Raw genomic sequence first — 18,825 nt, forward strand, 5'->3', positions numbered from 1 at the left:
ACGGGGACCGTGAGAGAAGCACATGCGGGGGAACACATGAGCACGACCGACGCCGGCCCGGCGACGATCACGCTGACCGAGGCCGAACTGGATCCGTACGTCACACACGCGTCGACGCGCCGTTGGCTGACGGGGCCGGGACTGCCGGGTGACAGCGGCCTGTTCACCTTCGCGGAACTGCGCCGGGAGGGGCTGCGGACGGTGGGGGACTCGACCGGCGACATGGACTGCCCGGCACCGGATCTGTGCGCCCAGCTGGTGATAGGCGGGCTCTTGGGGCCAGGCGGCCGGGAGACGGAGTCGGTCCTGCTGGACGGCGCGACCGGCGAGATCTCCACGACGCGCTACCTCCACGACCGCCCCGGCCTGATGGGCCGTCGCCCGCTCGCGCCCTCGCTGGAGAGGCTGGTGCGGTTCGCGACGGCGACGGACGAACTGGCCGCGCTGCGGGGACGGTTCGCGTCGTACGAGGGTCGCTTCGGGCCCAAGGCCGTGGCCGAGGCGTCGCGTCAGCTGCTGGCCGTGTTCAAGGAGGGGACGGGCGGCGAGGTGCCGCCGTTCTGGAAGATGGCCGCCCTGATCCGCCCCCTCTCCCTGGTCGCGGGACCGGGCACACCGGCCGGGCTCGCCCTGGACCTCCCGGCCCGCCTCCTCGACCAGGAGTTCGGCCGGGGCAAGGTCGCCCGCTTCGAGGACGTCGACTTCCCCGCGACCCTCACACACGAACCGACCCGCCGCTTCCTGCGCGAGACGGGCCTGCCCGAGGACGCCTTCCTCTTCCACCTCGACACGGACGTGCCGCTGGCGACACTGGCCGAATACTACGCCGAGGATCCGTCCGTGGAACTCCCGGACCGGGCCACCCACTTGATACGCCTGGGCGACCTGGTCGAGGACAACAGCCTCGTGATCGACGGCGAGACGGGCGCGGTCCTGAACTGGAGCGAGCCCGAGGCGGCCCTGTACCCCCTCAACACGGACGTCTCCACCCTGGGCTTCACCCTCTGGCTGCTCCACCGCGAGCGAGCCATCGACGAGGACCCGTCCAACGGCCTGACCGCGGAGACCCGCGACCAACTGGCCGCGATGATGATCCAGGTGCTGTCGACCGTCGACCCGACGGGTACGAGAACGCAGCCGGGGCGGCACTACTGGACGGAGTGGTTCCGGGGCGAGGCGGGCGGGGCGAGCGGGGCGCTGTGACCGACCGCTTGGGCGCCCCTGTGTCGAACAAAGAGTCGACCGTGATGCGGTGACTGCTCCAGATGCTTCCCCGTCTCGCTTGAGTGACAATCGGTACAGATGCACGGCTTCTCTAGTGTGAAATGAGGGAAGACGGTGGACCTCAACACTGACTTGACCGACGTGCAGATGAAGGCGCTCGAGGAGAACGCGGACGATCTGGAAAAGCTGCAACCCCAGCTGGACGAGGTACACGAAAAGGTGCTGCATCGCCTGGAGAGAGCGGGGCTGGGGGATGGCACGGACATACTGAACTGCCTGGCCTGCATTGCGTGCGAGGGATGGACCCGTGGCAGTAACGGCAGGTGCGGCAGCTGCTCCCACGGCTGGTTCTCTCACAACGTGATATAGCCGACCGGGGCGGAAACCGAGACGGAAGACCAAAAGGGCGGTCCCCTCTCGGGGATGCCGCCCTTTTGCTTTTCCTGGTGAAGCCGCGTGAAGCCGTCAGAGGCCGTAGCGGGATTCGAACCCACGTAACTCGCTTTGCAGGTTTGTCGGCGCTGATCAGAGCGTGATCCGGCCTGGTTCGCGCGAGTTCAAGGTCGTTCAGGCGTTGAGCGGAGCGGTGCATGTGGACGGCTTCGGACGCCCGCGTACGGCGATGAACGAGACGGAAACTGAGACGGTGACGCCTCACTGCGGGGGGTTCCCATAGGGGAGGCCTCGCCGCGTGATGGTTAGGCTGAGTCGGGCTGCTCGAGCGGCCGCCGCCACCACTCCGTGGATTTGAAGCAGCCCATCAGCCAGTGTGCTTCCGCGATGTCGAGGATGACTTGGCCGACCGACGGGATCGGCCGGAAGCGGAGCATTCCCTCTTGGATGGGCACTGGCTCCCAGTCAAGATCGTGGTGGAGCAGGACCGCGTAAGGCTGGCCGCGGCGCTGCCAGAAGACCATGGGTTCGTAGACCTCGTTCTCGAAGGGTTTGACGATGTCGTCCGGGGCGAATTCGACATCGGCCATGTCTGCCCACCTTCCGACTCCCTCGCGTTCCCGAGCCAGGTAGTGCCGCATGTCCTGCACGAACGCGTTGAGGCTCGCGTCGTTTAGTACTGACTCCCGGGATACGACGATGGACTTCGCCGTTTTGCGTAGCGCCCTGGCTCGACGAAGTTGACGGGTCGCATTGGCCCAGAAGAGGCCGCCCCGCTCAGCATCGTGGACTACGCACAGCACGGGCAGGCTGCCATCGCGCCAGTTGTCGCCGTGATCGCCGACTGGGACGCGGTGCCCGCGCCTGGTCCGGGTCGAAACCCCGCCCTTAACTTGCATGGCTACGGAATCCTCTGTCCGCTGCCCGTTCTGGACGAAGGTGACGTGCAGATCCTCGCCGTGGTCGTTACCACCATCGATCTCCTGCACGATGTGGCCGTGCCGCTCCAGCAGAGCACGCAGCTCATTCACCGCCATGCGTCCAATACGCCGGCTTTCGGGCACCCTCGGCATCGATCCCCCTCAAGTTGTATGGGGATCAGGTTACGGCCAGCTTCTGACACGCAGACTGCCTTCGGAGACCGTGGAGTGCATCGAACCTTGAGTCCCTGGCTTTGCAGGTTTGTCCGCTCTGGTCGGAGCGTGATCCGGATGCGTTCAGCAGGGTTTCATTCGCGTACGGCCCTTCCACCGGCCGCGACTAGGCGAACGGTCCTGGACGCTTGCGCACGGCGATCAACGAGACGGAACCTGAGACGGTCTGCGGGCCCCGGGGTGTGCGCCATCCCTGGAGGGGGCGAACGGTGATGCCAGAGCGGTCGTTGTCAGTGCCGTTGCGTACGCTCTGGGAAACGCCAACCAGACGGGGGTACAGGTTGAAGATCCAAGACCTTACGGATGCTGGAGCCGTTGCCAAGGCCGTCGCCGAGTTCGACGACCTTGGCGGACTCGCGTTTCGCAAGCGGTACAACTTCGGTCCGTCCACTCAGTACTACCTCAGCCACGACGGCCGGCTCTATGACGCGAAGGCCATTGCCGGCGTGGCATACGGCTACCAGCACCCCGCCACGGGAGCGCTCACCAACAAGCAGTTCGACGGCGGCGAGGCGGCAACGAACAAGGTGCTACGCCGCCTTGGATTCACCATCGTCGACAGCCACTCCAAGTCCGTGGAAGAAGAGCGCAGTTGGCGACTCCTGGTCTGGGGGGACCTCGTCAACCGTCGGAACGAGGCCGGTCTCGTGACTCCCGATGCCGTACGGTCCGTCGGAGCGTACGGAAACTTCCGCGGCATCTGGGTTGACTCCGCTCGCACGAAGAAGGTCCATCCCGCTGGCGTCGCGGTCGGTCTTAAACACACGGGGCAGCACTACCCAGACGATTTCAGCGACACGGGCGTGCTCTACCACTACCCCGTCACGGGACGCCCTGGTCATGACCTCGCCGAGGTCAACGCGACCAAGGTGGCCGCCGAACTCAAGATTCCCGTCTTCGTCATCAGCGAGGTTGGCGACTACCGCGGCGTACAGCTCGCTTGGGTCGAGGGGTGGGAAGACGAGAGTCACCTGTTCCTCGTCCGGTTCGGCGAGGCTCCGCCCGAGCGCATCATCGACCGGGACCGATCTGAAGAAGAGCCGTTCGTGTTGGAGGGCAACCGCAGGCGGAAGCGGCGAGGTGCGGTGACGGTCCGCCCGGATCAAGCGCGCTTCAAGATCGAGGTGTTCCGTCGGTACGGGCCTCACTGTCCCCTGTCGGGCATTGCCGTTCCCGAGATGATCGAAGCTGCCCACCTGCGGGGGGATGCCGACGGTGGTAGCTCGGATGCCCGGAACGGCCTGCCCATGAACGCGGCCCTTCACCGTGCGTTTGACGCCCACTTGTTCGCCATCAACCCGGACACATTGACGGCAGAAGTGCGCCCGGAGGGCCCGACGTTGGATGAGCTCGGAATCGTTCACCCCAAGCTCGCCTTGCCTCGTCTTCCCCACCGCGACGCCTTGGCATGGCGCTACGCCGAATGGTTGCGGCGCATCGGTCACACGGCCTGATACCGAGAGGCAAAGACGTGCCGAAGCCCCCGACCGCTGAAGCGGTTCGGGGGCTTCAGGCGTCTGCGCCCCAACACGCTTTCCAACTGTCCGCATGGCCGTACGGGGGCGTTCGCAGGAGTTCACGGGCCAGGTCAGAGGGGGTGCGCGTACGGTGCTGAACGGTGAGGACCGTCGGCGTACAGGACAAAGACCAGGACAACGAGCGGGGTCTGAACCGAGGTCACAACTCAGACGCGAGGAGCCACGCCGCGAATGTGTAACCACGCCGCAACAACGGTGTGCCGTGGTCCGGCGTCGGATATTGTGCTGAAACAGTCTGCACCTAGGGGGGCGCACGACATGCTTTGGCACGGCCAGTTGGTTGTATCACTCGCTAGAGTCGAGGGTGGGACTGGGACCCTTCTAGGGTCATGCTTTCCGGTCACATCGAACTATCTTGCCACCGCATTCCATGTGGTTCGAGGTAGTGACAGGAACCTAGTTGCTTCGCTTCCTGCGATGTCGGACGTCTCGGAGTATCAAGATACGACCGTAAATCACTTCAACGCGCATACGGTGAAGATTGTTGCAGTGGATCCAATGAGGGATCTATGCCTCCTTGAACTTCCTAAAAGCTGGACGGCGAGCGTGCCGTATCAAATCGGTGGGACCGATATGTTGCAGCCTGGCGCAGAAGTTAATGTGTACGGATATCCGCATATGGAATTCGGGCGCCGGGTGATTACGGTACAGCGGTCTCATGTCGGGGCTAAAGTCCTACTCTCGAACCAGGGAGTTAAGAGTAAGCATATTGTGGTGAATGCTCACCTTCGCCCTGGGCAGTCAGGCGGTCCCATCTTCGATGCCAAGACTGGGACGCTTTGTGCAGTCTCTATCGGGAGTTACTCCCCGGCTTCGAGTGCCACGGTCGTCGTTGGTGGAGTGGACCCAACGACACTCCACCAAACTGGACATGCGGTAAGCGCTGAGTACCTGAAAGGAATGATCCCGTGACCGGTTTGGGCATTCTCATCTCTGGAGAGCAAGATTTCTGGCTTGCAGATCTTCCGGGCTATCAGCGGCAGACTGTAGCTGACATGCTGGCAAGTGGAAAGACGCCGGAGCAGGTCGCTGCAGCATGGCTCAACGGTGGCGTTGCCGAACAGACAGCTCCCTTTGGGGCGGGGGCGGGTGTCAACCTTTATCTTGAGAAAGTCGTTGACGAGCTGCACGACTTCCTATGCGTTGGGAACACTTACGAGCAAGAGCGCGCGCAAATTGCCAACGGCTTCAAAACGGGCCAGACTGGCCTAGTCGCTACCATTACTGCATTCATTGCGCCACAGCTTGACTCGGCCCCGTCGTTTCTTGCTCCAGCGATTGCCGTACTTCTGTGCGCCATCTCTAAAATTGGACTAGGCGCATGGTGTCGAGTGCAAACGGAGCGGAGAGCGCAGAATGCTGAGCAGCAGTTGAACGTTACGGGTGAAACGCCGCCTACCGGAGAAGCAGGCAGATGATACCGCCGAGTGAAGCGATGGGTCTGCTATCTCAAGCCTGACACTGTCGGGTACATGGAACAACTGGGAGGGCATGGAACTGAGACGGGCGGGGCCTCAGTGCGAGGCCCCGCCCGCCTCAGTTTCTGTCGTCAGGAGGGCAGGAACCCAGGCTTCTCCCTGCCTAGATCTTGCAGGTGGTTCAAGTAGTCCTGTGCTGCCGGTTCGGTGCTGTAGCGCTGTCTCATGACGGCCGCGAGTTCTCGACTGGTCATGATCAGGGACGGGACAGACTGCCGGTCTCCCTGTAGGGCCCGCTCGCCATGGATGAGTGCCTGTTCGAGGTCGCCCTCTCGCGCTGCGGTGACCCCCAGGGTTACCCGCGCTTCGGCGTTCCGCATGGGTGAGCGCTCCGTGCCGTCGAAGTCAGTTCCGGCGCGCAGAACCTCATCCGCGAGTGTCCGTGCAAGTCGGTCTTCCCCGACCAGCCGGTAGCAGTCCATCGCGTAAAAATCGAACTTGGCGGGGTCGACAACAAAGTGGTTGTCCAGGTTCTCGGGATACGGCATCCCCTCTAGCAGCCGGCGCCCCTTGTCGAGGGCCACCTCAACCTGCCGACGGTCCCCGAGCCGCGCCCATGCCTTGGCCTCCTGGCCGGCGAGCTGCACGGCGACGCCATGGTGTGCTGCGGTCTCTGCCCCAGCCTGCGCTGCCGCGATGACCCCGCGGTAGTCGCCGGTCGTGAGGGCGAACCACGCCCGCATCTCGTGTGCCCACCCCGCCACCTCGGGGTGGTCGGACTCGGTCGCGAGCGAGAGAGCGGCACGCCGCGTTGACTCGGCTGCGTGGCGGTCGCCCGTGTCGTACTCGACACAGCCGACCAGCAAGGCGAGCCAACCCGACAGTGCGAGCACCTCGCGATGCTGGGCAAGTGTGAGGCTCTTCGTGTGCAGGTCAACAACGCGGCGAAGCCACTGCCGACCCTCGATAAGAAGCTGACCACTCGGCATGAACGGGTATTCGGAGCAGAGGCGGTCCGTGGTGATCCGGAGCGCATCGAGCGTCGCGCTATCGACGTCGGACCGGTTCAGGCGACTCACGATCTCCAGAGTCTCCATTCCGCTCGCTGCCAAGATCTCCTTGTCTCCGTCTCGGCGAGACGGAGCAGGGAAGAGCGCGTGCGTCACCGTGCCGAACACGGCAGCGATGATCGGTTGATAGAAGTCGTTCGGTGCCTGGCCGGACTCCCAGCGCTTCCACTGGCGAATCATGCTGTCGTCTGCTGGCAGCTCCGTGGGGGCATGCGCACGCAGGGCCCTGACCGCGTCACGCTGTGACCAGTCGCGCGCCTGTCGTTCGGCAGCGATGCGTCGCGCCCATGCGGGCCTGTCGTCAGTCATGCGCCCTCCTCCGAGTGCCTACTCCGAGTCTCGCGCGCGGGCAGGGGGGACAGGGAAGGGGACAGAGGGGTGTCACTGGACATGTCCCCACCCCCCTTTCGCCGTCCCCTTGCTGTCACTTACCTCACACACTCCGTTACTCCCATGCTGGTTGCAGATCAAGCGCCACCCGGTACGGAGCGGCTTTCCAGCGCTTCGAGCCGTTCGGTCAACGCCTTGAGTTGGGAGCGGATTTCCTTGATGTCATCGCGTACGTCGTCACCCGGGGCAGACCCGTCGCTGACGAAGTTGCCCAGGTTCCCCGCTGACACGATCAGTCCTTCGGACCGGAGTGCAGCTAGCCCGTTCTGGATGGTCTGGCTCGCATATCCGAAGCGGTCCATCAACTCTCGCTGAGACGGGAGTTTCTCCCCCGGCTTCATCTTCTTGATGTCGTCGCGGAGAGCGTCCGCGACCTGCACCGCCTTCGGCTTGGGCCCTCCTGTGACAGTCATGACTTGAGGGTACCCACCACAGCGAACTAGTTCGCATCACCCTACGAGGGTTGTGCACCACAGCAGACTAGTGCAAGCTAGTCAGTAAGAGGTCGCCCCGACTCAAAGGGGAAACCGCTTGACCTGCACAGACAGCGTCCGGAGGAAAGCCCGAGGGGGTGAGTACGAAGGAAGCGCCGGTTCCTTGAGAACTCAACAGAGTGCTTTGAGATCGACGGGGCTTGCCCCTGTCCCCGTGACGGCCGGGTGAGGACCGTCGGCCCCGGTATCCAGCCGTGAGGGCGCGGAATCGACTTCCGCCCGGGGCCACTTGGGGTCCGCCGCGACGTGCGGCGTTGGCCCTCACCTCCGACGCGGCGGCACTCCCGGACAGGACAGCCCGCCGCGTCGGATCTCCCATTCCCGACGTTCCAAGGAGAGATCCACCATGCGTATGCGCACCTTCGTCGCCGGCCAGGAAGCGCACGGTGACATCGAGTTCGCGGAACTGGCGCTCGGTATCGACGTCGACCTGTTCCGGGGCCCGTTGGAGTTCGAGACGGACGGCGAGCGTGCCGCCCGCGAGGACGCGGCCCGTGACATCCTCGCCGACCTGCGTGCGGAGGCGGAGGCCGGTGACGAGATCGCCGGTTGGGACGCCCTGTACGCCGACGCGCTGACCCGTACGGTGCCGTTCCTGCGCTCCGCTCGCGGCTACCGGTCGGGGACGGGGGAAGCGGCATGAACGAGACCCGCAAGCCTCTGACGAAAGTTCAGATCGGCGTTCTGACGGCTGCGTTCGTGCCGATGCTCGCCACGGGCGTGGTCGGCGGGATCGGCACGTACAGCAACATCGGGCACGCCTACGGCACGGGGACCGCGCTCGGTGCCCTCGGTGCCGGTGAGGGCGCCACGGCCGTTCTCGCCCTGGTTCTGCTGGGACTGACCATGCTGGGCCAGTCCTCGCCGCGCGTCGTACGGATCGGGTTGTGGGCGCTGCCGGCCGCCGCCGCCGTCATGGGTGCCATGGCCGCGCCGGACCCGGGGCGGACCGTGATCTACGCCCTGACCCCGATGGGCATGTCCGTGTCGGCGGAGGGCATGGCGTTCCTCGCCCGCCGGATCGTCGTTCACACCGACGGCCGGGACGCGGAGAACGAGCGGCGCACCGCCGAGATCGTGCAGGCCCTCGCCTACCACCGGGCGCGTGCCGCACACCACCCGGTCGACCGGGTGCGGAAGCGGTCGGATCGGGCGTCGTGGCGTCTGGCGCGCAAGGTCGGGGTCGGGGATGCCGCGCTCGGGTCGAGGCTGCTGGATGTCCAGCGCGACCGGATCGCGGACGGTGCGGATGCCGCGCTCGGGTCGATGTTCGGCGGCACGGCCCCCGCCCTCGCGCCGGTTCCCGACGTGGACGCGAATGCGGAGGAATCTACCGAGACCATGAGGAATCGGTCTATGGCTGACCTGCGGGAATCGACCCCGGCGCCGTCGGTGGTGCTGACCCGCTTGCCCGCACCCGATCCGGTGCCGGTCGACTTCATGAAGCCGACTCTTCCCTTCAAGCCTGCCCCGGCGCTCGCCTCGCCGGTCGACTCGGCCGGGCGGCGGGCGGTGGCGGTCGACTCCCCCCGATCCCGTCGGGCGACCGGCCGGGTTCCCGACGTGGCCCGGTCGTCCCGACCGAAGCGCACGGCGGATCAGTTGCTCACTGAGGCCCGCACCGCGACCGCCGATTGGCCGGACAGCCGGATCACGGCGGAGGGCATCCGCCGGGAACTCCGTACCTCGCCGGCGAACGCGCGGACGCTGCGGGACACGATCCTCGCCGAACGTGCCGCCGACGGCGGTAAGGCCGCGTGAAGCGGCTGACCCTCGCCGACTGCTTCGACCCGGACGGCGAGCGCTTCGGCATCCCCACCTACCCGTGGCGATACGCCCCCGACGACCTGGCCACCCGCCGCCAACTCCGCACACGTGGACTGCGCCCGGGTGGTCAGGACATCGCGGCACAGATCCTCCGGCCGCGCCGTCGGCGCGAACCGTTGACGGCATACCTGTACCGGGTCGACCTCGCCCGGCCGGTGAGGCCGATGACCCCGGCGAGGTGGGCGGCGCTCGCCAAGGCCAATGCCGCCCGCCGCCGTTGCCCCGAGTGCGGCCGGGACGCCGGATACGTGATCCCTTCCTCGCTCGGGTCCTGTGTGACCTGCGCCTTTCCCGAAGACCAGCGCGCTGCCTGAGTACCACCAACGAACACACAGAGTGAAGCTAAGGCTCAGAACTAGCCCAAACCCAGGCTAGTTACGGCCCTTCCACGGCTTCACGATCGTTCCTGGGTCCGGCCGCCCGACCTTCCACAGCAAGCCAGCCGGACCCTTCGACTCCCGAAGGAGTGCGTACATCGTGACGGAAACCACCGCCTTCCCGCCCTCGGAGGACCCGGAGGGCTCCGAACAGCCGACGGCCGACATCGTGCCGTTCCCGCTGAAGAAGAAGACCGACCCCGACCCGACCGCTCCGAGCGAGGGTGTCGTGAAGCCGGGGGAGTGGGAGGCCGAACTCCCCGACACCGACGACCCGGAGGCCGACGGCCTGAGCGAGGGCGCGCCGGTCGACCCGCCGCGCGAGGTCTACCCGCCCTCGGTCGCGGAATGGATGGAGGCCAAGGACAAGGCCCGTCTGCCGGTGCTGCCGGACTGGGTGAAGCTGCCTGACCAGCGCACGGCGGTCCGCAAGTGGGCCGTGCGGCACTACTCCGCCGTGGTCGGCTACCACGTGGTCCGGCTCCCGCTGGTCTACACGCCGAAGATCTGCATGTACTCGCCGCGCGGCGCGTGGCGGTGGTCGACCGCGATCGGCCGATGGGTGTTCGACGCGGAGGGCAAGGGCTTGCGGCTCGCCTCCGTGGCCAACGAGGACGCGGCGGAGTACCTGAAGCTGTCCCGGCAGCGCAACGACCGCGTACGGCTGCGGGGGATCGTCGCGACGGTCGTCGGGTTCGTCGGTCTGGCCGCCGCGCTGACCCTGTACGTCATGGCGCCGTCGTGGCTGCTCATGCTGGCCATGGCGACGCTGGCCACCACCCTGGGTGTGGTCGGTGCGCCGGCGGACCGGCCGCTCATCGACATGGCCAAGGTGACGTTCCGCAAGCGCAAGCTGTCCTCGGACATCGTCATCCGCGCACACGAGGCGGCCGGGCTGACGACCAAGGATCAGACGATTGCCTTCCCGCGGCCGATCGGGCGGGACGGGGACGGGTGGCGCGTGATCGTGGATCTGCCGTACGGCAAGACGTTCGAGGACGCGATGAAGGCTCACGCCCGTCTCGCCTCCGGTATGGACATCGCCCCCACTCAGCTCTTCCTCGACAAGGACGAGACGAGCGGGCGGCGGGTGTCGTACTGGATTGCCGACCGTGACCCGCTCGCCGTGCCGTCGGGCAAGTCGCCGCTGCTGGGGGCGACGCGGGTGGACTTCTGGAAGCCGTTCCCGTGGGGTGTCGACGAGCGGGGCAACCCGGTCATGGCCACGATGCTGTGGCTGTCGCTGCTGGTAGGCGCCGTGCCGCGGCAGGGCAAGACGTTCTCAGCGCGCACGATCGCGCTCGCCGCTGCGCTGGATCCGTACGTGCGCCTGTACGTGTTCGACGGGAAGGCGTCGCCGGACTGGCGCAAGTTCGCGTTGGTCGCGCACCGCATCGGCTTCGGCATCGTCCCGAAGAACGGGGTCGACCCGGTGGGGCATCTCCTGACCTCCCTGCGGGAGTTGAAGGCGGATGTGGAGGACCGGTACCACCGGCTCTCGGAACTGCCTCTGCACGTCTGCCCGGAGGGCAAGCTGACCCCGGAGATCAGCCGGGACAAGAAGCTGAACATGCCCCTGACCCTGTTCGTGGTGGATGAGGTGCAGGAGTACCTGACCCACCCCGAGCACGGCAAGGAAATCCTGTCCCTGATGGTCTACCTCGCCCGCGTCGCCCCGGCCGTCGGCGTCTCCGTGATGACGGCGACGCAGAAGCCGGACGACAAGGCGTGCCCGTCAGAGCTGCGTGACCAGCATCAGGCCCGGTTCGCCCTGCGGGTAGGCGCCTACCAGGTGTCGGACACGATCCTCGGTGCGGGGTCGTACTCGGAGGGGTTGGACGCGTCCAAGCTGCTGAAGTCCCACAAGGGCGTCGGTCTGCTCAAGGGCATGTCCGACGACTCCGGGATCGTGCGCACCTACCTCGCCGACGGCCGCGACGCCGAACGTGTCCTGACCCGTGCCGCCGCGTTGCGCGAGGCGGAGGGGACCCTGTCGGGTGACGCGGTCGGCGAGGTCCCGGCGGCGGAGACGTCCGCGACGATCCTTGACGACGTCGCGGCCGTGCTCGGCAAGGGCGAGGCCAAGGTGTGGTCGGAAACGGTCGTGGACCGGCTTGCCGACCTGCGCCCGGACGTCTACGGCCCGTGGGCGGAGTTGGAGCCCAAGCCCAAGGCGGAAGCGCTCACCGCCGCGCTCAAGCCGTACGGCATCGGCACGATGCAGATCAGCCGGCGCATCGACGGCGAACAGGTCAACAAGCGCGGCATCAAGCGCGACGACATCGCCACCGCGATTACGCAGCGCAACCAGAAGCGGGACGCCGGATAGGTCTCACAGCCTGCTACCGGTAGCGGCAGACGTCGCTACCGGTAGCAACCCTGCTAGCGACCCAAACCGCCCCTGATCAGGCCGCTAGCACATAGCGGCCGACCTGCGGAAACCCCCTCCAACCCCTCTGGGAGGCCCCTGATGAGCCTTGCAGTGCTGGCTACCGCATTCCTACTGACCGTCACCCTCGGTTACGTCGTCAAGTGCTGGCTGAGCCCGTTCGGGGACTGCCGCAAGTGCGACGGCATGGGCCACGGCTTCAAGACCGACCGCAAGGGCAAGACCAAGCGCGGCCGTGACTGCCGCCGCTGCGACGCCACCGGCAAGCGCATACGCGTCGGCCGCTGGATCTACAACCGCGCCGCGCGCACCTACCGCGCCGGCACCCGCTGACCCCGTCCGGAGGCCCCGTGGACATCACCATCTCGCTCGTTCTGTTGCTCGCCGTCGGCGTCGCGCTGCTGTTGCGCTTCAAGGCCGTCGGTGCCGGTGCGGCCGTCGTCATCGCGCTCTTCGGCTTCTACCTCGCCGGCACCGACCCGAGCGACACCGTCAACCAGCTCGTCACCGCCGTCACCGGCGCCCTCGCCGACGCTGGCCGCTAGAAGGGAGACCAGCACCGTGAACGAACCCACCGCGTACGGCCGCCCGGCCCGACACGAGACGGCGGCTGTCGGAGTCCACACCCCCACCCCGATCGTCCCCGCCCACACCGCCCCGCTCATGCCCGTGCAGCCGGGCACCATCCCGGCCGTGACGAGCATCGTCCTCCCCGACGGCCGCGTCGTCACCGGCTACGCCATCGAGCCCGCCAAGCCCGAACCGGTCGCGCACAAGCCGGCCGTCTCCCGTGCGGCGGTGAACATCGCGCTCGGCGGCGTGGGGTTCCTCGCCGTGTGCGGCGGACTGCTCATGCTCACCGCATTCATCACCGCCCTGACTGCCCTGGTCACCCAGCTCGTCATCCTCGCCGCCGTCATCTTCGGCGGCTGGATCGCCGTGCAGATGTTCAGCGCGAGCGGCCACGGCGGCGGGACGACGGTGAACATCCGCAAGGCCGTGATCAAGCGGAACAAGTTCTACGGCTGAGAAGGAGATCGACACCTGTGATCCGACTGCGTATCCAGCGCACCGCGCTGCCTCGCAACGCCGTGATCCTGACGGACACGCCTCGCCCCGACTGTCGTGACTGCGACGGTGTGGGCGGCATCCCGCACGACCACGGCGACCACACCGGCGAGTACGCCGGCACCGAGTGGGAGCCCTGCCCCTGTTGGACGGAGTGGCGCATGGGCCTGATGCCGCTCCCGCGCCTGCCCCGGTGGCTGCGCCGTCGTGACAACGGTCGCGACCCGTGGGGGCCCGGCTACAGCAACGAACCGCCCTTCTGATCCGACGGGAGTCTCATGACCGACCGCAACAACGACCCCATCTCTGACGGCCCGCTCGACAGCGCCCCGTTCGGCTTCTCGCCCGAGCCTTTGCAGCGTGAGGCCCTGTTCGCCGAACTCGACAACGCGGGCGTCGAACTGGGCACGTACGACCGGCTGATCGTCGACTGGATCGCCCGGTGGGACTACCCCACCGTGGCAACCATCGCGAGTCTGATCCGCCGCGCGGGTGGCACCACGAAGTAGCTACGCCCGTGGGCGGCGGTCACTCCCGGACAGGACAGCCCGCCGCTCACGGTCTCCCAATCCCGACGTAGCAGAACAGGAGACCTTCAGCATGACCCAACCGCGCGTTTTCGGCGAGGGCCCTTCGGCCCCTGCCACCCGATCGGGGCGAGTGCCCCGGCCGCGCCTACCTCGCTGCCACCGGACATTGAGGGCGGCGGCATGAGCGCGACGCCCGAACCTCTGCGGGTTGCCCTCGCCCTCGCGGCGGCCGGTGTCCCGGTCCTGCCGCTGCGGGGCAAGGTCCCGTTCGGCAACTGCCGTTCCTGCAAGGACGGCGCTTGCGGCGGTCGACCCAATATGAAGGCGGCGGGCCCCTGCCTATGTCCCGCGCCGTGTCACGCGTGGGCCGCCGCGACCACCGACGCGCACGCCCTCACCTCGCCCGTGTGGGCGCCGGTGTGGCGTGAGGCGGTGGCTGTCGCCTACCACCCCGGCGGGGCCGGGCTGACGGTCGTCGACCTGGACAACGCGGCGGCCGTCGCATGGGCCCGCGAGACCCTGCCCGCCACCCGCACCGTGCCGACGACGCGCGGTGAGCACTGGCTCTACCGGGGCGCCATGGCGTCGTCCAACGCGGTCCGGCCGGGGGTCGACATCAAGTCCCTTACGCAGTATGCCCGTTGGCTGGGAGCCGGGACGGGCGGTATGGCCGTTCTCCCGGCGGCCGTGCGCGCCATGGTGGTGAAGGAAGAGACCACCCCCGCGCCCGGGGAGGTGGCATCTTCCCTTCCCGCCCGCGCCACGTGGGACCGGTCGGTGGCCACCGGGTGCCGCCACACCGAGCGCTACGTCCGCACTGGCCTGGAACGCGGCCTCGCCCTCGTGCGGGCCCGGACCGAATCCGGCGCCGGTTCGCAGGCTTTCGGGGTCGCGAGGTTCCTCGCCGCCCAGCACACCGGGTGCCCGGGGCCGTGCGGACTGGCCGTACTCGGGGACGCCATCGTCGCCGTCGCCGTCTCCGTGGGCGTCCCGGAGACCTACGCCCGCCGCGCGGTCGCCAACGGCCTTGAGGCGGCTGTGGAGCGTGCGGCATGAACAAAGCATCCCGAACCCCCTCGAACGGCCCTCAGGGCGCCGTACGGCGCCTGCCACGGCCGTCGGTGGGCGAACCGAAGGTCGCCGCCCGCAAGGGCGTCCTTTCTGTCCTTGGTTCTGACCCGCAGACGGTCACCGTCACCGGCATCACCCCGGGGCTTCAGATCCAGTGCGAGGGCGTACCGGTCGCGGACTCGCTGTGTGCCTGCGGGCATCACGAACGCGCCCGGGGGCGTGCCGCCGTCATCAGGCTCACCGTCCGCCTCCGCGTCGGCGCCTGCCCGCACACCGCCACCGCCGAAGGGAGGGCGGCCTCATGACTCCACAGCCTGTGGACAGCCCCGACCTGTGGGTCGGACTGCCCACCCTGGAAGACCCGCCCGGCGAGGACGACACGGCCCCCGACGTGTGGGAGGACCCCATTCCCCTCACCGGCCGCCGTGAGCGTCCGCCGTTCCCCGCCCAGGTGTTCCCCACCTGGCTGGGGGAGTTCGTGGTGGCCGTCGCGGAGGAGACGCAGACCCCGGTGGACCTTGCAGGTTCGGTCGCCCTCGCCGTGCTCGCCACGGCGGCCGGTGGTCGGTCGGTGGTCCACGTGCGCGGGAACTGGCGTGAGCCGACCAACCTCTTCACGGTGGTCGCGCTCCCGCCCGCCAACCGCAAGTCCGCCGTCTTCTCGCTGTTGGCCAACCCCCTCTATGAGGCTGAGAAACAGCTCAAGACCGCGATGCAGCCCGTCATCGTCGAAGCGGAGCTGACAGCGCGGTTGGCCAAGGAAGCGGCGGACAAAGCCGCCGCCAAGGCCGCGTCCGCCGACGGCGACAAGCGGCAAGAGATGGTGGCCACGGCCGTCGGCCTCGCGCAGACGGCCGACACGCTCACCATCCCCGCTGAACCCGTGCTGTTGGCGGACGACTCGACACCCGAGACGGTCACCTCGCTCATGGCCGAACAGGGCGGCCGGCTGTCGGTGATGAGCGCCGAGGGCGGCATCTTCGACATCATCGCCGGCCGCTACTCCGGCGCCCCCAACATGGAAGTCTTCCTCAAAGGCCATGCCGGGGACCGGTTGCGGGTCAACCGGCAGACCCGCCGCGAGTACATTGACGCCCCCGCCCTCACCATCGGCCTCGCCGTACAGCCGGATGTGCTGCGCGACATCGGCAAGGTGAAGGGGTTCGAGGGACGCGGACTGCTGGCCCGCTTCCTGTACTCCCTCCCGGTGTCCACGGTCGGCGAACGCGAGATCATCACCGACCCGGTCCCCGAGCAGACGGCCGCCACCTACACCGCGAAGGTCATCGACCTCACCCTGTCCCTGGCGGAGTGGACCGACCCGGCCGTCATCCAGCTCACCTCAGAAGCCGACGCGGCCCTGATCACGTATCAGAAGCGCATCGAACCGCAGCTCAAGGCACGTGGCGGCAAGCTGGGTCACATCTCCAACTGGGCCGGAAAACTAGCCGGAGCGACCGCCCGCATGGCCGCGCTGCTGCACCTCGCCGAACATGGCGGCAACGGCTACGCCCACCCGGTCACCGCCGCCACCATGGATGCGGCGATTGAGCTGGGGGAGTACTACACCGCTCACGCCCTCGCCGTGTTCGACGTCATGGGCGCCGACCCCGTCCTGTCCCGCGCCCGCAGCGTCCTGGAAGCGCTGAGGGACAACGGATGGGAGGACGTCAGCCGACGGGATGTGTTCACCGTCCTGTCCCGCAGCGAGGTCCCCACCGTCGCGGATCTCGAACCGGCCCTCGCGTTGCTGGAAGACCACGGCTATCTGCGGTCCTACCAGCCGGAGCGCACCGGCAAGCGCGGACGCCCGCCGGCCCCCCGCCTCGCCGCCCACCCGTCCCTGCGCCACGGCGGCCGGTGACCCCTACCCGCCCAGACCCCTCCCGCACAAACCGCGAAATCCGCAATAACCCTGGACGCCCCCGCTGACCTGCGACGCGGCCCCCGCCCCATCCCGGCCGGGGCCCGTCGCACAATCCCGCGATATTCCGCAAAAAAACCGAGCACCACCCCACCCACCGGGGCCGGTCACTGGCCGCCCCTGATTTTTGCGGAATATCGCGGGTTTCTGCGGAGCACTGTCCACCACCGCCCGCACATCACATCACCTCAGGTCAGCACCCATCCCCGGCTTTTCTGCGGATTTTGCGGTTTGTGCGGCGGCATCTGCCCGTGAAATCAGCCTCATCGGAGTGAGCCTTGGACGAACACGGCACCCTCGCGACCCCCGCAGACGACGACGCCACGTTGGTTCTCCTCAAGGTTGAAGAGGCCGCCCGTCGACTCCGCATCGGCCGGACCACATGCTTCGCGCTCATCCGCACCGGCGAACTGGAGTCCGTCATGGTCGGCGGTCTCCGCCGCGTCCCCGCCGACGCGCCGGCCGCGTATGTCACCCGTCTCCGCACCGCCCACCAAGCCGCTTGACGACGCCCGGGGCGGCGGCACTCCCGGACAGGACAGCCCGCCGCTCCGGTCTCTATCCCGACACCGAGAATCAGGAGTCTGCCCGTGGCAGAGGAACAGAAGCGCACTCGACAGCCCAACGGCCGTAGCTCGATCTACTTGGGCAAAGACGGTAAGTGGCACGGCCGCGTCACCGTCGGCATCCGAGACGACGGCACCCCGGACCGCCGCCACGTGGAACGCAAGACCCGCGCCGAAGTGACGGGCGCCGTACGCGAGTTGGAGAATCAACGCGACGCCAAGACCGTGAAGAAGCCCGGCAAGGCGTGGACGGTCAAGGCCTGGCTGACGCACTGGATTGAGAACGTCGCGCCCCTCGCCGTCAACGACAACACGATGGTCGGGTACGGCGTCGCCGTGCGAAAGCACCTCATCCCCGGCTTGGGTGCTCACCGTCTCGACAGGCTCAAGCCTGAGCACATCGAGGCGTTCTACGCCAAGATGCAGGCCAACGGCAGTAAGCCCGCGACCGCTCACCAGGTGCACCGAACCTTCCGCACCGCCCTCAACGAAGCCGTACGGCGCGGGCATCTCGGCAAGAACCCCGTCCAGTTGGCCAAGGCACCGAAAACGGGGGAACACGAGGTAGAGCCCTACAACGTCCAAGAGGTACAGCGGTTGCTCAAAACTGCTGACCAGCAGCGCAACTCAGCTCGCTGGGCCATCGCCCTCGCGCTCGGACTGCGACAAGGGGAAGTGCTTGGTCTGAGGTGGGACGACGTGGACCTTGACGGTGGATTCCTCGTGGTCCGCCGTAGTCGTCACCGGCCGCAGTACACCCACGGGTGCGCGGACCCCTGCGGTCGCAAGGCCGCCGGATACTGCCCGCAGAGGCGTCGCACGAACCCGGAGTTGGCCACCACCAAGTCGCGCGCCGGCCGCCGCGCCGTCGGTCTTCCCGAGCAACTCGTCGACCTACTCCGTGCCCACCTCAAGGCGCAGGAAGGGGAGCGGGCGACGGCCGGGAATCGCTGGGAGGAGAACCAACTGGTCTTCCCGGATGAACACGGCCGTAGTCCGTCCCACCGTCGGGACTGGGCCGAGTGGAAGGCACTCCTCACGGAGGCGAACGTCCGAGACGGACGCCTTCACGACGCGCGCCACACGGCAGCGACGGTCTTGCTCATCCTCGGTGTCCCCGAGCGTGCCGTCATGGGCCTCATGGGGTGGTCGACCACCGCCATGGCCGCTCGATATCAGCACATGGTGGATGCCGTGCGGGCCGACGTCGCGAGGCAAGTGGACGGCCTCATCTGGAAGTCCGATGCAATTCGGCCAGCGGACCACGACGGCGAGGGCTTGCCCTAGCAAGTGAACTTGGCCTCCGAATGGCCCAGTTGTCCGATACTCTGATCGCCGCTTGGTCGCAGTCTCCCGCATTCGGGAGCAGACATGTGTCGTCAGCACCCCCAT

22 protein-coding genes are annotated in these 18,825 nt (G+C 67.4%); 19 read left to right on the top strand and 3 right to left on the bottom strand.

Annotated elements, in window-relative coordinates; translation table 11 throughout:
• Nucleotides 1-36 precede the first annotated feature (36 nt).
• A complete protein-coding gene (locus KUM49_RS22290; RefSeq protein WP_217238665.1) occupies nt 37-1,203 on the top strand; it encodes an SUKH-4 family immunity protein in 1,167 nt (388 codons plus the stop codon).
• A 135-nt stretch (nt 1,204-1,338) separates the two neighbouring features.
• The gene (locus KUM49_RS22295; protein ID WP_217238666.1) at nt 1,339-1,593 is read left to right on the top strand and encodes a hypothetical protein; all 255 of its coding nucleotides are present in this window, start codon (nt 1,339-1,341) and stop codon (nt 1,591-1,593) included.
• A gap of 329 nt (nt 1,594-1,922) precedes the next feature.
• Here the strand turns inward: KUM49_RS22295 and KUM49_RS22300 are convergent, their stop codons facing one another.
• Complete coding sequence (locus KUM49_RS22300; RefSeq protein WP_217238667.1) at nt 1,923-2,654, bottom strand: DUF4365 domain-containing protein; 732 nt, start codon at nt 2,652-2,654, stop codon at nt 1,923-1,925.
• A gap of 398 nt (nt 2,655-3,052) precedes the next feature.
• Here KUM49_RS22300 and KUM49_RS22305 point away from each other — a divergent pair, with 398 nt between their 5' ends.
• The 3 genes from KUM49_RS22305 to KUM49_RS22315 all read left to right on the top strand — a co-directional run bounded on the left by KUM49_RS22305 (nt 3,053) and on the right by KUM49_RS22315 (nt 5,727).
• Nucleotides 3,053-4,225 carry an HNH endonuclease gene (locus KUM49_RS22305; protein ID WP_217238668.1) on the top strand — a complete coding sequence of 391 codons (1,173 nt, stop codon included), beginning with the start codon at nt 3,053-3,055 and terminating at the stop codon, nt 4,223-4,225.
• Between the two features lie 342 nt (nt 4,226-4,567).
• Entirely contained in the window at nt 4,568-5,221 is a 654-nt protein-coding gene (locus KUM49_RS50740; RefSeq protein WP_217238669.1) for a serine protease, read from the top strand.
• A complete protein-coding gene (locus KUM49_RS22315; protein WP_217238670.1) occupies nt 5,218-5,727 on the top strand; it encodes a hypothetical protein in 510 nt (169 codons plus the stop codon). Before KUM49_RS50740 ends, KUM49_RS22315 begins: the two co-directional genes overlap by 4 nt.
• 131 nt (nt 5,728-5,858) lie before the next feature.
• Here the strand turns inward: KUM49_RS22315 and KUM49_RS22320 are convergent, their stop codons facing one another.
• Nucleotides 5,859-7,106, bottom strand: a complete 1,248-nt coding sequence (locus KUM49_RS22320) for an XRE family transcriptional regulator (RefSeq protein ID WP_217238671.1) — start codon at nt 7,104-7,106, stop codon at nt 5,859-5,861.
• Nucleotides 7,107-7,264: 158 nt separating this feature from the next.
• Entirely contained in the window at nt 7,265-7,600 is a 336-nt protein-coding gene (locus tag KUM49_RS22325) for a winged helix-turn-helix domain-containing protein (protein WP_254401621.1), read from the bottom strand.
• A 433-nt stretch (nt 7,601-8,033) separates the two neighbouring features.
• On the opposite strand from KUM49_RS22325, the gene KUM49_RS22330 reads away from it, so the two are divergent.
• From KUM49_RS22330 to KUM49_RS22395, 14 genes are all read left to right on the top strand, one after another.
• Nucleotides 8,034-8,324 carry a hypothetical protein gene (locus tag KUM49_RS22330; RefSeq protein ID WP_190026785.1) on the top strand — a complete coding sequence of 97 codons (291 nt, stop codon included), beginning with the start codon at nt 8,034-8,036 and terminating at the stop codon, nt 8,322-8,324.
• Nucleotides 8,321-9,442, top strand: a complete 1,122-nt coding sequence (locus tag KUM49_RS22335; RefSeq protein ID WP_217238672.1) for a conjugal transfer protein — start codon at nt 8,321-8,323, stop codon at nt 9,440-9,442. The genes KUM49_RS22330 and KUM49_RS22335 overlap by 4 nt, the downstream gene beginning before the upstream one ends.
• Nucleotides 9,439-9,822, top strand: coding sequence for an RRQRL motif-containing zinc-binding protein (locus KUM49_RS22340; RefSeq protein WP_217238673.1), 384 nt, complete (start codon nt 9,439-9,441; stop codon nt 9,820-9,822). Before KUM49_RS22335 ends, KUM49_RS22340 begins: the two co-directional genes overlap by 4 nt.
• A gap of 163 nt (nt 9,823-9,985) precedes the next feature.
• Nucleotides 9,986-12,214 carry a cell division protein FtsK gene (locus KUM49_RS22345; RefSeq protein WP_217238674.1) on the top strand — a complete coding sequence of 743 codons (2,229 nt, stop codon included), beginning with the start codon at nt 9,986-9,988 and terminating at the stop codon, nt 12,212-12,214.
• A 141-nt stretch (nt 12,215-12,355) separates the two neighbouring features.
• The gene (locus KUM49_RS22350) at nt 12,356-12,607 is read left to right on the top strand and encodes a hypothetical protein (RefSeq protein WP_217238675.1); all 252 of its coding nucleotides are present in this window, start codon (nt 12,356-12,358) and stop codon (nt 12,605-12,607) included.
• A gap of 17 nt (nt 12,608-12,624) precedes the next feature.
• Nucleotides 12,625-12,819 carry a hypothetical protein gene (locus tag KUM49_RS22355; protein ID WP_217238676.1) on the top strand — a complete coding sequence of 65 codons (195 nt, stop codon included), beginning with the start codon at nt 12,625-12,627 and terminating at the stop codon, nt 12,817-12,819.
• A 16-nt stretch (nt 12,820-12,835) separates the two neighbouring features.
• Nucleotides 12,836-13,303, top strand: a complete 468-nt coding sequence (locus KUM49_RS22360) for a hypothetical protein (protein ID WP_217238677.1) — start codon at nt 12,836-12,838, stop codon at nt 13,301-13,303.
• Between the two features lie 17 nt (nt 13,304-13,320).
• Nucleotides 13,321-13,605: a hypothetical protein gene (locus KUM49_RS22365; protein WP_217238678.1), complete on the top strand. Its 285-nt coding sequence runs from the start codon at nt 13,321-13,323 to the stop codon at nt 13,603-13,605.
• Nucleotides 13,606-13,620: 15 nt separating this feature from the next.
• A complete protein-coding gene (locus KUM49_RS22370) occupies nt 13,621-13,851 on the top strand; it encodes a hypothetical protein (protein WP_217238679.1) in 231 nt (76 codons plus the stop codon).
• Between the two features lie 201 nt (nt 13,852-14,052).
• A complete protein-coding gene (locus KUM49_RS22375; RefSeq protein WP_217238680.1) occupies nt 14,053-14,928 on the top strand; it encodes a bifunctional DNA primase/polymerase in 876 nt (291 codons plus the stop codon).
• Nucleotides 14,925-15,248 carry a hypothetical protein gene (locus KUM49_RS22380; protein ID WP_254401622.1) on the top strand — a complete coding sequence of 108 codons (324 nt, stop codon included), beginning with the start codon at nt 14,925-14,927 and terminating at the stop codon, nt 15,246-15,248. Before KUM49_RS22375 ends, KUM49_RS22380 begins: the two co-directional genes overlap by 4 nt.
• An 11-nt stretch (nt 15,249-15,259) precedes the next feature.
• Entirely contained in the window at nt 15,260-16,807 is a 1,548-nt protein-coding gene (locus tag KUM49_RS22385) for a YfjI family protein (protein ID WP_217238766.1), read from the top strand.
• Between the two features lie 338 nt (nt 16,808-17,145).
• Nucleotides 17,146-17,373: an excisionase family DNA-binding protein gene (locus KUM49_RS22390; RefSeq protein WP_217238681.1), complete on the top strand. Its 228-nt coding sequence runs from the start codon at nt 17,146-17,148 to the stop codon at nt 17,371-17,373.
• An 84-nt stretch (nt 17,374-17,457) separates the two neighbouring features.
• A complete protein-coding gene (locus KUM49_RS22395) occupies nt 17,458-18,720 on the top strand; it encodes a site-specific integrase (protein ID WP_217238682.1) in 1,263 nt (420 codons plus the stop codon).
• Nucleotides 18,721-18,825 lie beyond the last annotated feature (105 nt).

The organism is Streptomyces sp. AC555_RSS877, assembly GCF_019049245.1.
GTDB lineage: Bacteria > Actinomycetota > Actinomycetes > Streptomycetales > Streptomycetaceae > Streptomyces.

Excerpts from the sequence above, each read along its gene's own strand:
- KUM49_RS22290 (WP_217238665.1), top strand. The coding sequence starts at position 37 with ATGAGCACGACCGACGCCGGCCCGGCGACGATCACGCTGACCGAGGCC.
- KUM49_RS22300 (WP_217238667.1), bottom strand. The coding sequence starts at position 2,654 with ATGGCGGTGAATGAGCTGCGTGCTCTGCTGGAGCGGCACGGCCACATC.
- KUM49_RS50740 (WP_217238669.1), top strand. The coding sequence starts at position 4,568 with ATGCTTTGGCACGGCCAGTTGGTTGTATCACTCGCTAGAGTCGAGGGT.
- KUM49_RS22320 (WP_217238671.1), bottom strand. The coding sequence starts at position 7,106 with ATGACTGACGACAGGCCCGCATGGGCGCGACGCATCGCTGCCGAACGA.
- KUM49_RS22325 (WP_254401621.1), bottom strand. The coding sequence starts at position 7,600 with ATGACTGTCACAGGAGGGCCCAAGCCGAAGGCGGTGCAGGTCGCGGAC.
- KUM49_RS22330 (WP_190026785.1), top strand. The coding sequence starts at position 8,034 with ATGCGCACCTTCGTCGCCGGCCAGGAAGCGCACGGTGACATCGAGTTC.
- KUM49_RS22335 (WP_217238672.1), top strand. The coding sequence starts at position 8,321 with ATGAACGAGACCCGCAAGCCTCTGACGAAAGTTCAGATCGGCGTTCTG.
- KUM49_RS22350 (WP_217238675.1), top strand. The coding sequence starts at position 12,356 with ATGAGCCTTGCAGTGCTGGCTACCGCATTCCTACTGACCGTCACCCTC.
- KUM49_RS22370 (WP_217238679.1), top strand. The coding sequence starts at position 13,621 with ATGACCGACCGCAACAACGACCCCATCTCTGACGGCCCGCTCGACAGC.
- KUM49_RS22375 (WP_217238680.1), top strand. The coding sequence starts at position 14,053 with ATGAGCGCGACGCCCGAACCTCTGCGGGTTGCCCTCGCCCTCGCGGCG.
- KUM49_RS22380 (WP_254401622.1), top strand. The coding sequence starts at position 14,925 with ATGAACAAAGCATCCCGAACCCCCTCGAACGGCCCTCAGGGCGCCGTA.